General features: G+C 72.1%; 15 protein-coding genes and 1 pseudogene. 14 read left to right on the top strand and 2 right to left on the bottom strand.

Translation table 11 applies throughout. The features are described 5' to 3' along the window. The 12 genes and pseudogenes from DY245_RS44645 to DY245_RS25140 form a co-directional block, all read left to right on the top strand. Positions 1–401 (top strand): annotated as a pseudogene (locus DY245_RS44645) (hypothetical protein); the annotation flags it as partial. 141 nt (positions 402–542) lie between these two features. After that, positions 543–1,259: a Flp pilus assembly protein CpaB gene (gene cpaB / locus DY245_RS25185; protein WP_181923853.1), complete on the top strand. Its 717-nt coding sequence runs from the start codon at positions 543–545 to the stop codon at positions 1,257–1,259. A gap of 13 nt (positions 1,260–1,272) precedes the next feature. Beyond that, positions 1,273–2,727, top strand: coding sequence for a CpaE/TadZ family protein (locus DY245_RS25180; RefSeq protein ID WP_244943246.1), 1,455 nt, complete (start codon positions 1,273–1,275; stop codon positions 2,725–2,727). Positions 2,728–2,730: 3 nt separating this feature from the next. Further along, a complete protein-coding gene (locus tag DY245_RS46695; protein WP_244943245.1) occupies positions 2,731–3,114 on the top strand; it encodes a TadE/TadG family type IV pilus assembly protein in 384 nt (127 codons plus the stop codon). Further along, positions 3,111–3,557: a TadE/TadG family type IV pilus assembly protein gene (locus DY245_RS25175; RefSeq protein ID WP_128509512.1), complete on the top strand. Its 447-nt coding sequence runs from the start codon at positions 3,111–3,113 to the stop codon at positions 3,555–3,557. Before DY245_RS46695 ends, DY245_RS25175 begins: the two co-directional genes overlap by 4 nt. Next, entirely contained in the window at positions 3,554–4,894 is a 1,341-nt protein-coding gene (locus DY245_RS25170) for a TadA family conjugal transfer-associated ATPase (protein WP_128509511.1), read from the top strand. The genes DY245_RS25175 and DY245_RS25170 overlap by 4 nt, the downstream gene beginning before the upstream one ends. After that, positions 4,891–5,838, top strand: coding sequence for a type II secretion system F family protein (locus tag DY245_RS25165; protein ID WP_128509510.1), 948 nt, complete (start codon positions 4,891–4,893; stop codon positions 5,836–5,838). The genes DY245_RS25170 and DY245_RS25165 overlap by 4 nt, the downstream gene beginning before the upstream one ends. A 38-nt stretch (positions 5,839–5,876) precedes the next feature. Next, positions 5,877–6,770 carry a DUF5936 domain-containing protein gene (locus DY245_RS25160; protein WP_128509509.1) on the top strand — a complete coding sequence of 298 codons (894 nt, stop codon included), beginning with the start codon at positions 5,877–5,879 and terminating at the stop codon, positions 6,768–6,770. Between the two features lie 602 nt (positions 6,771–7,372). Beyond that, positions 7,373–7,537 carry a membrane protein gene (locus DY245_RS44640; RefSeq protein ID WP_018089307.1) on the top strand — a complete coding sequence of 55 codons (165 nt, stop codon included), beginning with the start codon at positions 7,373–7,375 and terminating at the stop codon, positions 7,535–7,537. 20 nt (positions 7,538–7,557) lie between these two features. After that, positions 7,558–8,280 (top strand): pilus assembly protein TadG-related protein, encoded by a 723-nt coding sequence (locus tag DY245_RS25150; RefSeq protein WP_128509507.1) that lies wholly within the window; start codon positions 7,558–7,560, stop codon positions 8,278–8,280. Positions 8,281–8,345: 65 nt separating this feature from the next. Next, positions 8,346–8,933, top strand: coding sequence for a hypothetical protein (locus DY245_RS25145; protein WP_128509506.1), 588 nt, complete (start codon positions 8,346–8,348; stop codon positions 8,931–8,933). Positions 8,934–8,943: 10 nt separating this feature from the next. Next, entirely contained in the window at positions 8,944–9,579 is a 636-nt protein-coding gene (locus tag DY245_RS25140; protein ID WP_128509505.1) for an OmpA family protein, read from the top strand. Here DY245_RS25140 and DY245_RS25135 read toward each other — a convergent pair. Next, positions 9,557–10,099, bottom strand: coding sequence for an RDD family protein (locus DY245_RS25135; RefSeq protein WP_181923852.1), 543 nt, complete (start codon positions 10,097–10,099; stop codon positions 9,557–9,559). The genes DY245_RS25140 and DY245_RS25135 overlap by 23 nt on opposite strands. A 108-nt stretch (positions 10,100–10,207) precedes the next feature. Here DY245_RS25135 and DY245_RS25130 point away from each other — a divergent pair, with 108 nt between their 5' ends. Together DY245_RS25130 and DY245_RS25125 are read left to right on the top strand one after the other, a co-directional pair. Continuing rightward, positions 10,208–10,789 carry a TetR/AcrR family transcriptional regulator gene (locus tag DY245_RS25130; protein WP_128509503.1) on the top strand — a complete coding sequence of 194 codons (582 nt, stop codon included), beginning with the start codon at positions 10,208–10,210 and terminating at the stop codon, positions 10,787–10,789. 207 nt (positions 10,790–10,996) lie between these two features. Continuing rightward, on the top strand, positions 10,997–12,196 hold the full coding sequence (locus DY245_RS25125; protein ID WP_128509502.1) for a Cmx/CmrA family chloramphenicol efflux MFS transporter: 1,200 nt from the start codon (positions 10,997–10,999) through the stop codon (positions 12,194–12,196). Between the two features lie 71 nt (positions 12,197–12,267). Here the strand turns inward: DY245_RS25125 and DY245_RS25120 are convergent, their stop codons facing one another. Continuing rightward, positions 12,268–13,512 (bottom strand): MFS transporter, encoded by a 1,245-nt coding sequence (locus DY245_RS25120; protein WP_128509513.1) that lies wholly within the window; start codon positions 13,510–13,512, stop codon positions 12,268–12,270. Positions 13,513–13,523: the final 11 nt, after the last annotated feature.

Below are 13,523 nucleotides of genomic sequence, written 5' to 3'. Positions count from 1 at the left end.
CGGCGGCCGAGCCGCCTCCCCCGCCGTGGGCGGAGCGCGGGCTGTCGCCGGTGGCCCCGTCGGGGGTGCCCGGTACGTCCGGTGGCCCCGGCGGCCCGGACGTACCGGGCGGCGGGCCCGGTGGCCGTGGTGGACCGGGGCAGCTGGACGTACGCGGCCCCGACGTCGCGAGCGGCCACCCGGGAGTGCCGGGGAACCCGTACGGGTCGGGACGTCCGGTGCCGGGTAACCCCTATGCGTCCGACGGCCCCTGCGCCCCCGGCACCTGGGATCTGCCCGGCCACCCCGATGTCGCCGGTCATCCGGACGGCTTCCAGCATCCGGATCTCCCCGGCCACCCGGATCTGTCCGGTCATCGGGAGGTGCCCGGCGCCCCGCGGACGGTGGCCCGCGTGCGCTGAGCCCGACCGGACCGCCAGTGGCCTGCCCCGCGCCGGCCGGCCGCCCTCCGCCGCCCCCGCCGTGACGAACCACCCGACGACCGCCCCGCCCCCTGACCGTCCGCCCGTTCCGTCCCCCGTCCCGATCGAGGTCCCTCCCCCATGAACTCACGCCAGCGCCGCGGAGTGATCCTGCTGCTCCTGTCGGTCCTCTGTGCGGTCGGCGCGTTCGTCGGCGTGCTGTCGGTGATCAAGAACGTCGAGTCCAAGGTCGGGCCGGAAAAGACGGCGTATCGGCTGAAGACGGATGTCGCGGCCTATAAAGCGCTGGATCCTGGGCAGTTCGAGAAGGTGAAGATGCCGCAGCGCTGGCTGCCGCCCACCGCCGTGACCGATCTGGACCAGGTCAGCGGCAAGATCGCGGTGACCCCGCTGAAGAAGGGGTCGCTGCTCCAGGACGACATGATCGTCGAGCGGCCGGCGCTGAAGGCCGGGCAGCAGGAGATCGCCATCATGATCGACGCCGCCACCGGAGTGGCCGGCAAGATCAACCCCGGTGCCCGGGTGAACATCTACGCCACCTTCGAGGGCAAGCGCCCCGAGGACAAGCCGGTCTCCAAGGTCATCGTGGCCGGCGCCCAGGTCATCGACGTCGGCAAGCTGACGCCGCTGGAGGCCAAGGACCCGGGCAGCACCACGACGGGCCGCCAGGCCGGCGAGGCCGTCCCGATCACCTTCGCGCTCGGCACCCAGGACGCCCAACGGGTCGCCTACGCCGAGTCCTTCGCCTCCCACGTACGGCTCGCCCTGCTCGCCCCCGGCAGCGAGGCCGCCATCCCGCCCGGCCAGCGCACCTACACCCTCGACGGCGACAAGTGACCCGGAGGCTCAGGTGACCATCCGTATCCTCCCGGCAATCGGCGACCCGGACGCGGCGCGAGCGGTGTCCTCGCTGCTCAACCAGCTGCCGGACGCCGAGCCCGCACCCGCGGTCGCCGACTCCACGGCGCTGATCGACGCGCTGGCCGGCGCCGCCGCGGGAGCCGGCACACTGCCCGCCGGTGCCCCGCCCGCCGGTCCGCCGTCCGCCGTCGAGGCGCTGCCCGAGGTCGTGCTCGTCCACGAGCGGATCGGGCCGACACCGGCGCTGGAGCTGATCCGCGAGGTGGCGCTGCGCTTCCCCGCCGTCGGCGTCGTACTGATCACCACGGACGCCGGGCCCGCGCTGTTCTCCGCGGCGATGGACGCCGGCGCACGCGGCATCGTGGGACTGCCGCTCGGTTACGACGAGTTGGCCGCCCGGGTGCAGGCCGCCGCGCAGTGGTCGGCGGGCGTACGGGTGCACCTCGGGGGCAGCCCGGAGACGCTGCCCGGCCCGAGCGGCACGCTGGTGACCGTGACCGGCGCCAAGGGCGGGGTCGGCACCACGGTCACCGCCGTGCAGCTGGCGCTGGCCGCGCGGGCCGCGGGCCGCAGCGTGGCGCTGGTGGACCTGGACCTCCAGTCCGGCGATGTGGCCTCCTATCTGGACGTGCAGTTCCGCCGCTCGGTGGTCGATCTGGCGGGCATCCAGGACATCTCCGTACGGGTTCTCCAGGACGCGGTGCACGACCACCACACCGGGCTCGGCATCCTGCTGGCGCCCGAGGAGGGGGAGCGCGGCGAGGAGGTCGACGACCGGGCGGCCCGGCAGATCATCGGCGCACTGCGTTCCCGCTACGAAGTCGTGCTGGTCGACTGCGGCTCCCAGATGCAGTCCGCGAACGCCGCGGCCGTCGAACTCGCCGATGTGGCGCTGCTGGTGGCGACCCCGGACGTGGTGGCCGTACGGGCCGCCAAGCGGCAGGTGCGGCTGTGGGACCGGCTCCAGATCCGTAAGGCGGAGGACACCACGACGGTGGTCAACCGCCTCACCCGTAACACCGAGATCCAGCCGCCGCTGGTCGCCAAGGCCACCGGCACCCAGGTGGCCAGGACCCATGTGCCGGCCGCCTTCAAGGAGCTTCAGCCCTGTGTCGACGCGGGCCGGCTTCAGGACCTGGACGGCCGGTCGACGGTCAAGCAGGCGCTGTGGGCGCTCGCCGGTGAGCTGGGCCTGGTCGACTCGCCGGCCGCGCGCCAGGGGCGGGGCAGCCACCGGGCGCGTTCCTCGCTGACGGGGCGCAAGCGCAAGGCCATAACGACAGGGGCGGCTCCCGGTTCCGGGGCAGGTCCGGGTCCGGCATCGGGGTCGGCCTCCGGGTCGGGATCGGGGCCGGTGCCCCGGTTCGGTGCGCGGCGCGGTCCCGCGGCGGCGGCCGGCGGCCCCGGGCCGTTCGATCCGGCCGGTCCGTACGAGGAGGGCTGAGCGGTGCGGCGCCCCCTGGGCGGCAACGACCGCGGGCAGGTCTCCGTGGAGTTCATGGGGCTGCTCCCGCTGATCCTGCTGGTCCTCGTACTGCTCTGGCAGCTCGTGCTGGTCGGGTACACCTACTCGCTCGCCGCCCACGCCGCCGACCGGGGCGCGCGGGCCGCCACCGCCACCGAGGGCGGCGGTGCGGGCGCCTGCCACACCGCAGCCCAGGACGAGCTGCCCAGCGCCTGGCAGGGCGGCGCCGCGATCACCTGCGGCACCGAGGCGGGCCTGTGGAAGACGATGGTCCGGATCAACGTCCCGGTGCTCTTCCCCGGCGCGGGCACCTTCCCGTGGAAGGTCACCGGCTCGGCCGGCGCCGCGAAGGAGGTCACAGGGTGATCGCCGTACGTCTCCCCGCCCGGCTCCGCGGCCACGGCCGCGACCGGGGCCAGGTGTCCATCGAATTCCTCGGCTTTCTGCCGATCCTGCTGGTCATCGGGCTGGCCGTGGTCCAGCTCGGGCTGGCGGCGTTCACCGTCCAGCAGGCCGGTACGGGAGCGCGCGCCGCCGCCCGTACCGCCTCGATGGACCGGGCCGACCGCGAGATCGACCCGCAGACCGCCGGCAAGGCCGCGATGACCGGCTGGGTCGCGGACGGCGCCACGATCTCGGTGGGCGGCACAGGCGGTTCGGTCCGTGCCACGGTGCGCGTACCGATCCCCTCGATCATCCCCGGCGTCGACTTCGGCTCCGCCAGCCGCAGCGCCACCATGCCCCGCCCCGAGGTGCCCCGTGCGCTCGGCCCAGCGGCGCGTACGTACGAAGGAGCACCCCCGCGATGAGCCTGAAAGCCCGGATCGTCGCACCCGAGCCGGCCGGCGAGGCGCGCCAGGACAGCCATATGGTCGCCGTCTACCGCGCCAAACTGCTGGAGGAGATCGACCTCGCCGAGATGTCCTCACTGGCCGCGGCCGAGCGCCGCTCGCGGCTGGAACGCGTACTGGGGCACATCATCAGCCGCGAGGGCCCGGTGCTCTCCACCGCCGAACGCGCCCAGCTCATCCGCCGGGTGGTCGACGAGGCGCTCGGCCTGGGCGTGCTGGAGCCGCTGCTCGAAGACGCCTCGATCACCGAGATCATGGTCAACGGCCCCGACCAGGTGTACGTCGAGCGCTGCGGCCGGGTCGAGCTGGTCCCCGTCCGCTTCGCCTCGCACGAGCAGCTGATGCAGACCATCGAGCGGATCGTCTCCACCGTCAACCGGCGGGTGGACGAGTCCAATCCGATGGTCGACGCCCGGCTGCCGTCCGGCGAGCGCGTCAATGTCATCATCCCGCCGCTCGCCCTGAACGGCGCCACCCTCACCATCCGCCGCTTCCCGCGCGCCTACACCCTCGCCGAACTCATCGGCATGGGCACGCTCGACGAGCAGATGCTGATGCTGCTGGCGGGGCTGGTGCGCGCCAAGTTCAATGTGGTGGTCTCCGGCGCCACCGGCGCCGGCAAGACCACCCTCCTCAACGCGCTCTCCGGACTGATCCCGGACGGGGAGCGGATCATCACCGTCGAGGACGCCGCCGAACTCCAGCTCCAGCAGAGCCATGTCATCCGCCTGGAGTCCCGGCCGCCCAACGTGGAGGGCAAGGGCCGGATCACCATCCGCGACCTGGTACGCAACTCGCTGCGGATGCGCCCCGACCGCATCATCGTCGGCGAGGTGCGCGGCGGCGAGACCCTCGACATGCTCCAGGCGATGTCCACCGGCCACGACGGCTCGCTCGCCACCGTCCACGCCAACAGCGCCGAGGACGCCCTGATGCGGCTGCAGACGCTGGCCTCCATGTCGGACGTCAAGATCCCCTTCGAGGCGCTGCGGGATCAGATCAACAGCGCCGTCGACTGCATCGTCCAGCTCGGCCGGCACGCCGACGGCTCCCGCCGGATCAGCGAGATCGCCCTCCTCGACTCCCGCGGCCACGAGGACTACCGGATCGCCACGGTCTGCCGCTTCGATGCCGAACCGATGGGCGCCGACCGCGTCGTGCACGGCCGGTTCCGCTACTTCCCGCTGCCCCGCCGGGTCGCCGAACGCCTCTTCATGGCGAGCGAACCCACCCCGCCCGCCTTCGGCGTCGCGGCCACCGACGACCAACTCGCCACCCGGAAGGCCAGCTCATGACCGGCGGGAACCACCTCGCCCTGCTCACCATCGGGGCGACCCTGCTGTGCGGGGTGCTCGCGATCGCCGGCGTACGCAGCTACGCGGCCGGGCGCGCCCAGCGGCAGGCCATCGTCGACCGGCTCGCCGACGAGCACGGGCTGCCGGTGACGGGACGGCGCCGCCGCTTCCCGTCCGTCGACCGCACCCTGCGCGGAACCCGCTTCGGCCGCCGTCTCGAACTGCGGCTCGCCGCCACCGGACTGGACGTCACCCCCGGCGAATTCTTCGTCTACATGCTCGGTACGGTCCTCGCGCTGTGGCTGATCGCCCAGGCCACCCTCGCCCCCTTCTTCGGGCCGATCGCCGCACTCGTCGCCATCTGGGCGGCGTTCGCCTTCCTCAACTGGCAGCGCCAGAAGCGCATCGAGAAGTTCATCAACCAGCTCCCCGAACTCTCCCGGATCCTCGCCAACGCCACCCAGGCCGGGCTGGCGCTGCGTACCGCACTGGGCATGGCGGCCGAGGAGCTGGAGGCGCCGGCCGGTGAGGAGCTGGCCAAGGTGTCCGACAAGCTCGCCGTCGGCCACTCCATCGACGAGGCGCTCGGCGAACTCGCCGAACGCCTGCCCTCCCGTGAACTCGTCGTCCTGGTCACCACCTTGGTGCTCTCCAACCGCGCCGGCGGCACCGTCGTCGGCTCGCTGCGCAACCTCACCAAGACCCTGGAGGAGCGCAAGGAGACCCGCCGCGAGGTGCGCACCCAGCTCTCCCAGGTCGTGGTCACCGCCTATGTCGTCCCGCTGCTCGGCATCGGCACCCTGCTGCTGATGAACCGGATCGCGCCGGGCGCCATCGACCGGATGACCTCCTCCTTCCTGGGACAGCTCGCCGTCGTGGCGGCCTTCGCCCTCTACGGGCTCGGCTTCTTCTTCATCCGCCGCCTCTCGAAGATCGACGTCTAGGGCCCGGGACCGGCACCGGTATCGCGATGGGAACAGGAATGGGAATCGGAATTCTGCTGGCCGGGGCCTTCGCCCTCTCGGTCGTCGGCATCTGCTGCGGTATCGCGCTCTACCGCCGCGAGGCCCGGCTCCCGCCCGACCTGGCACTGTCCCTGGAGGTCGGCGCGACGCGCACCACGGCCGTCGGCTCGGCGGTGGACCGCACCGGTATGCGCTACGCGCCGCTGGTGCTGCGGCTGATGGGCGACAAGCGCGTGGCCCGTATCCGCCGGCGGATCGATCTGGCCGGTAATCCGGGCGGGCTGACCGTCGACCGGTACGCCGCCCGGCGCGCCGTCTACGGCGGGCTCGGCTTCTTCGGCGCGCTGGTGATGTTTCTGCGCGGTCAGCCGGTTCTCGGCGTCCTGATGGTGCTGTTCGGCCTCTTCTGGACCGAGGTCGGCATCTGGGCCGCGATCCGGCAGCGCAAGGACACCATCGAACGCACCCTTCCGGACTTTCTGGATGTGCTGGCCGTCGTGGTCAGCGCCGGCCTGAGCTTCCGTCAGGCCCTCGACCGGGTCGCGGAGAAGTACGAGGGCCCCTGGGCCGATGAACTCCGCATTACGCTCCGGCAGATGGACATGGGCGTCAGCCGCCGCGCCGCCTTCGACGAACTGCGCAAACGCAATGACTCCGAACAGGTCGCCCAGTTCGTCACCGCCCTCCAGCAGGGCGAGGAACTGGGTTCCCCGATCGTCGAGACCCTGATCCAGATCGCCAATGACATGCGGCGCACGGACGCCCAGAACGCCAGACGGCGGGCCGCCCGCGCGGTCCCCAAGGCCACCATGGTCGTCACCACGTTCATGGTCCCGGCCACGATGATCCTGCTCATCGCCGGTTTCTTCCTGGGCTCGGGCACCAACTTCGGCTCTCTGGTCGGCGATTGACCCATGCCCGAAACCCCGGCCCGGGCGACGGTCCGGGCCCCGGTCCCGGCCCCGGCCCCGGCCTCGGTCCCGGCCTCGGTCCTGCGCCGCTCGCCTGGCGCCACCTCGGGCCGTCCTTGCGGATGCACATCGCCGGCCGGGCCGGTCCCGGCTGCGGTCCCGCGGCCCCCGCGCCGTATGCCGTACTGCGCCGTGGCGCACTGCGGCGCGGCCGTGCGTGTCGCGCACCCGGCCGGATGCGTACGGTCCAGGGCCTGCTTCTCGTCAACGCCTTCGCAGGAGCAACGAGTTGTGCCACAGTGGGTGGGCCGGCGGCCGGGTTCGTACTACGGTGCCCCCAGGCCGGCCGGCCCGCATGGGCATCGGAACGGGGCATGGTCCCGGAGGGGGAGCGGGGGTGAACGGGGTGCGACTGAGTGACCGAAACATGCCGTTGTGCCCGTCGGCCGTGTTCCCGAAAGAGGATTGGGTACGGAATCCCTGTTCCAGGGACACTGTTCCGGCGTACTTTTCTGGTGTCATGAGCGCGGACGAACGCGCCGACACCACGGGGACAGACCAGCCGGACCAGAGCGGTACGGCCGCCCATGGAGGGGAAATCGATGGCGAAGCGGATTTTGGGGAACGACCGGGGACAGACCTCGATCGAGTACCTCGGCATCATCGCGGTGGTCGTGGCGATCGTCCTGGTCCTGTCGACCACGGACTTCGGCAGTCAGATCGCCAATGCCATCGCCAACAAGATTTCCGACGTCGTCGGTATCTAGGCGCAACCGCCGCCACCGCCGTGACGGCCACCATCACGCGCCATCGCGGGCGCGACGCCGGGCAGGCCTTTCCGCTCTACATCGTTGCGGTCGGGGGCCTGCTCTTTCTCGCGCTCGCATTCTTCGCCGTCGGCCAGGCGGCGGCCACCCGCAACGGTGCGCAGACCGCCGCCGACGCGGCCGCGCTCGCCGCCGGCCAGAAGTACCGCGATCTGCTGACCAAGGACCTGCTCGACGGCGTCGGCGACGGCAGCTATGAGAGCGACCCGACCGCCTGGGAAGAACTGCTGAACGGGCGTGGCGCCCCGTCCGAAGCGGCCTGCGGGAGCGCGGACTGGTTCGCCGGGCGGAACGACGCCGAGGTCTCCGGCTGCACCCCGGACTCCTGGCCCACCTCCTTCGCCGTCACGGTCAAGACCCGTAACGCCGTGGGCGATTCGGTGATCCCCGGGACCGAGAGCAAGCATGCGTCGGCCGAGGCGAAGTCCGTCGTCGGCCCGCGCTGCACCCTCGACCCCGCCAAGGACGACACGAACGGGGCAGACGGAAACGACGGCAAGGACAGCAAGGCCAACGACGGCAAGGCCAACGACGGCAAGGCCAAGGAGGACCAGGCCGAGGACGCCCCCAAGCCCGCCCTCGTCAAGATCACCTGCGACGGTAAGGGCTGGACGCTCGACCCCGACCGCCCCCAGGATCTCCCCGAGGCCTTTGACCTCTTCTCCGTACGCCTCGCCCATTGACCGCCCGCACCCGCACCCCGACCACCACCCGGCCCGACCGGACGACGATCAAAGGAATCGCATCCATGAGCATTCGGCGCACCACGAAGGCCGCCAGGGGAGCGGTCGCCATGGCGAGCGCTGTCGGCCTGGCTCTCGTCGTGGCCGGCTGCGGTGGTGGCGGCGACGGCGGATCGCAGGCGACGGACGACAAGAAGCCGCCGGCCCGCAGCACCGCCCCCAAGGACACCGGCCCCGGCGCCCCCGCGGCCGACTCCGACAAGGTGATCGGCGAGATGAAGGGCGCGGACGGCATCGTGGTGACCCTGCACTCCGTCGTCCGTGACTCCGGCGGATTCGTCACCGTCAACGGCACGGTGACCAACCACGGCACCCGCGCCTTCAACGCCATCGACTGGCGCTCCAACGAGACCGAGCTGCGCTCCCGTTCGTCCATCTCCGGGGCCACCCTCGTCGACAAGGCGGGCAAGAAACGGTATTTGGTGCTCCGCGACACCAACGGCGAATGCCTGTGCACGACCGGCCTCAGCGGTCTGCTGCCGGGAGCCAGCCGCCCGATCTTCGCGCAGTTCCCGGCGCCGCCGGCCAAGGTGACCGAGGTCGATTTCCAGCTGCCGACCCTGCCGCCGGCCAGCGTGCAGATCACGGATTGAGCGGGCACCGATGACCGCGACCCAGATGCCCCGGATGTGCCGAGCGCGCCGAGCGCCCCGTACCGCCGTCACCGCCGCCGTCGCGCTGCTGCTGACCGCGGCGCTCACGGTCCCCGCCGCCCATGCCGACCCGCCGGGCCTGACCGAGGACTCCACCCCGCCGGTGCACATCGACCCCAACGACCCGGATCTGCGGATGGTCCAGGGCGCCAAGCTCGCCCCGTCCAAGGTCCTCAACATCAAGTCCATCGTGGAGACCGACGACGGTTCGGAGCGCCGTCAGGACACCAACGACAATGTGACGTTCGCGCTCCAGGCCGAGGTGCTCTTCGGCAAGGACAGCGCCAAGCTGACGCCGGACGCGCTGTCCCGTATCGGGACCATCGCCGCGGAGATCAAGAAGCAGCACGCCACCAGCCTGCGGGTCTTCGGCTTCACCGACAACCTCGGCTCGGCCGCTCACGGTCTGACGCTCTCCAGGCAGCGGGCCAACGCCGTGCAGCAGGAGCTGGCCAAGGACCTCGGCTCGTCCGTCGGCTTCCAGATCCGCGGCTACGGCGAGCAGTATCCGATCGCCGACAACAGCACCGAGGAAGGCCGCAAGAAGAACCGCCGGGTCGAGGTCAGCTTCCCGCGCGGCTCGTGAACGGGGCCGGCCGCATGCTGCGGCGGACGACCACACTGCCGACCGTCTTGTCGTGCAGGCACTGGCGGAACGGCCGGTCCCAGAGGCAGGACACCGCGTCCAACAGGCTGATCAGCGGCACCAGCCACATTCCCAGGTGCGCGAGGTGCCGCCCCAGGGCCGCCCCGTAGGAGAGGTTCCGGGCGTCGGCGAGCCGTACGACGTGCAGACCGCAGAGGAGCTTGCCCGGCGTGCCACCGCAACGGGCCGTCAGCAGCGGTGAGTAGAGGAAGAGCGCCGCCAGTGCCAGCAGGAGCGGGAGGTAGAACGGCGAGTTGTCGGTCGGGTGGCCGAAGGTGACGACCAGCCCGACGACCGCGGAGACGAGGGACAGCGCGACGGAGACGATCGCCAGGTCGATGACGATCGCGAGCAGCCGCAGGCCCTGATTGCCGAGGGCGTGCGGGGGCGGGCCCGCGGGGCCCGGCGCGGCCACGGGGTGGGCGGCAGGCAGGTGCTGCGGGGCGGGTGTCGCGTTCATGCCACGCATGTGATCACTGAAGGCCGCCGGGCGGCAACTTGATACGGGCAGGCGGACGCCGTATCCAAGTATTGGACTGACTGTTCTAATACGTGTTAGCGTTGTCATATGGCACGACCCAGGAAGTTCGACGAGGGGCGGGCGGTCGACGCCGCGATGGAGGCGTTCTGGGCCACCGGCTATGAAGCGACGTCCACCCAGGACCTGTGCGACGCCACGGGGCTGGGGCGCAGCAGCATCTACAACACCTTCAAGAGCAAGCACGACCTCTTCGAGCGGTCGCTTGCCCGCTACATGGAGCGAAAGAACGGCGAGTTGTTCGAGCTGCTGGAGGGTGACCTCCCGGTACGGGAGAAGATTCGCACGCTGCTGCAGCGGGTGATCGACGAGGAGTTCACGCGGTACACGGACGGCCGCGGCTGTCTGGTCGTCAACACCTGCGTCGAGGTATCGGCCCATGACCCGTCCGTCGCGGCCTCACTGGAACGCGACTACGGCGTACGGCTGGAGGCGATCCGCGCCGCGATCGAGTCCGGGCAGCGCGACGGCGATATCGCGCCCGACAAGGACGCTCGTACCCTCGCCCATCTCGTCATCGCATCGGTCGGCGGTCTGCGCGTCTCGGCACGGGCCGGGGCCGACCGCGCGGCACTGGAGGCTGTCGCGGACGCGGCGCTGGGCGCTTTCTGATCGGCTGCTGAGCGCCTGTTGACCGCTTGCTGAGCGGAGCGCCCGCGCCGCTCAACTGTCCACCATCCTCGCCGAGTTCTCCGGGATCCGACATCACCCCGGGTTCGTCCCGGCATCCCTCCGGGCTCCGTTCGAGCTCATTTTGTACTGATCAATTCAAAATCACGCCCACAGATCTCCTCCCCCTACCTGACGGAGCGCCGTCTCATGCCACTTGCCGTGCACCTGCTGGGGCTCGCCATATTCGCCCAGGGCACCTCCGAATTCATGCTCTCCGGGCTCCTCCCCGGCATCGCCACCGACCTCGGCGTCTCCATCCCCGATGCCGGTCTGCTGATCTCCGCGTTCGCCATCGGCATGGTCATCGGCGCACCGATGCTGGCCGTGGCCACGCTGCGGGTGCCGCGCCGTACCGCGCTGATCGCCTTCCAGCTCGTCTTTGTCGCCGGGCATGTGGTCGGCGCGCTCGCGCCGGGATACGGGGTGCTGTTCGCGACCCGTGTGGTGAGCGCCCTCGCGTACGCCGGGTTCTGGGCGGTGGCCGCGGCGACGGCGGTGAGCCTGGTGCCGTCGGGGGCCAAGGGGAAGGCGTTGTCGGTGGTCGCCATGGGGCTCACCCTCGCCACCATCGTGGGTGTGCCGGCCGGTACGGTCCTCAGCCAGCACGCGGGCTGGCGCGCGGCGTTCTGGGGCGTGGCCGGGCTCACCGCGCTCAGTGCGCTCTCGCTGCGGGCCGCGCTGCCCGCGGGACGCGCCGAAGGGGCCGAACTTCCTTCCGTACGGCGCGAGTTGGCCGGGCTGGCGCGACCGGCGCTGTGGGTGTCCTACCTCGTCACGACGCTGACCTTCGGCGCGGCGGTGGTCACCTTCAGCTATCTCGCCCCGCTGCTGACGGAGGTGAGCGGGCTGCCCGAGGGCTGGGTGCCGGCGGTGCTCGCGCTGTACGGGGCCGGCGGGCTGATCGGTGTGACGCTCGGCGGCCGGGTCGCCGATGTGGCGCCGCTGCGGACCCTGGTCCTCGGGGGCGGTGCGCTCACGGTCGCCTCCGCGGCGCTCGCGCTGACGGCCGGGAGTCTCGGTGTGACCATCGCGCTGGTCTTCGTCCTCGGGTTCACCGGATATCTCGTCAACCCGGTGGTGCAGTCACGGGTGTTCCGCCTCGCCCCCGAGGCGCCGACGCTGGTACCGGCTGTGAACACCTCGGCCTTCAACGTCGGGATCACGCTCACCCCGATGCTCGGCGGCCTCACCATCGACGCGGGCCTCGGCTTCGCCTCGGTGGCCTGGGTCGGCGCCGGCACCGGAGTGCTGGCCCTCGCGGCCACGGGGTGGGCGGCGGCCGTGCAGCGGCGGTCGGAGCGGAGCGGGGATCCCGCTGCCGACCGCCCGGCGTACGTCGCGGTGTAGGCCGCCGCCGTACGTACGCGCCGCACCCCCGGCGCTGCGCCCCCGCGCCGTATGCCCGCGGGGGCACAAGCTCACCGCGCATCCGCGCCCCGTACCGCCACCAGCGCCGCGCCCGCCGTGGCCAGCGCGGCCACCGCGAGGCCGAAGGTGGTGGCGGCCGCCGGGAGGCCGATGGCGTCGCTGAGGTAGCCGTCGGCGACCGGGAGGGCGCCGGCGAGGAAGTAACCGCCGGCGTTCAGGGCCGCGTTGGCCTCCGCGCGGCGGGTGGCCGGGACCTCGCGGCTCAGCAGCGTCAGCCCGCCCAGCTGGCCCGCGCCCTGGCCCGCGCCGGCCAGGATCACCGCGGCGACCAGCGGGGCGAGCGCGGCGGTGTGCACGGCGGTGACCAGGGCCAGTGTGCCGGCGACGGTGGCGGCGCCGGAGGTGAGCAGGATCGTCCGGACCGCCAGGCGCCGCAGCGCGAACTGCACGCCGGTGGCGGCCAGGAACATCGCCAGCGCCATACCGCCGGCGACCGCGCGGTTCGCCGTACCGAGCAGACCGGCCAGCAGGGACGGCCCGAGGGAGAGGACGAAGGCGGTGGCGCTGATGCCGGGGGCGAAGGCGGCGAGTCCGAGGGCGAGATGGCGGCGGTTCGCGCGGGGGACGGCCGGCAGCCGGACCCAGGAGCCGGTGGCGGTGCCCGTGCCGGACCTCGTACCCGACCCCGTGCCGGAACCCGTACGGCGCTGCGGCAGCGGCATCCTGATGACCGCCACCAACGCCGTTGCCAGCAGGACGGCTTCGACGACGAAGACGGTGACGGTCGGCGCGGGCGCGGTCTCCGACAGCACCCCGGCCAGTACGGGGCCGATCCCGGCGCCCAGCACCATCCCGGTGGAGGCCAGCAGCGGTCCGAGACTCCGGCCGGCGGCGATGTCCGTGACGGCGGCCATTCCGGCCGATACGGCGGCGCCGGTGGCCACGCCGGTCAGCAGCCGGGCGGTGGCGAGGGCGGCCACCGAGGGCGCGGTGGCGTAGATGAGGCAGGCGACGATGCCCAGGAGCAGCGCCGGAACCAGCACCGGCTTGCGCCCGACACGGTCCGAAGCGACGCCCGCCACCAGCAGCGCGCCGAGCAGCCCGACCACGTAGGCGGCGTAGATCAGCGTCAAGGTGCCGGAGCCGAAGCCGAGTTGGCGCTGCCAGACCGCGTACAGCGGCATCGCCGCATTCGACAGGATGAAGATCGCGACCACCGGCCAGGCGGCGAACCAGATCTCGCGGGCGGGCGGCGGCGCCGAGGTCGCCGGCGGCGCGGGCGCGGGCGCCGCCACGGTGCGGGCCG

The sequence above is a fragment of the Streptomyces inhibens genome (assembly GCF_003389455.1).
GTDB lineage: Bacteria > Actinomycetota > Actinomycetes > Streptomycetales > Streptomycetaceae > Streptomyces > Streptomyces inhibens.
Note: the sequence above shows the minus strand (reverse complement) of the source record. Positions and strands in the feature narration are given on the sequence as shown.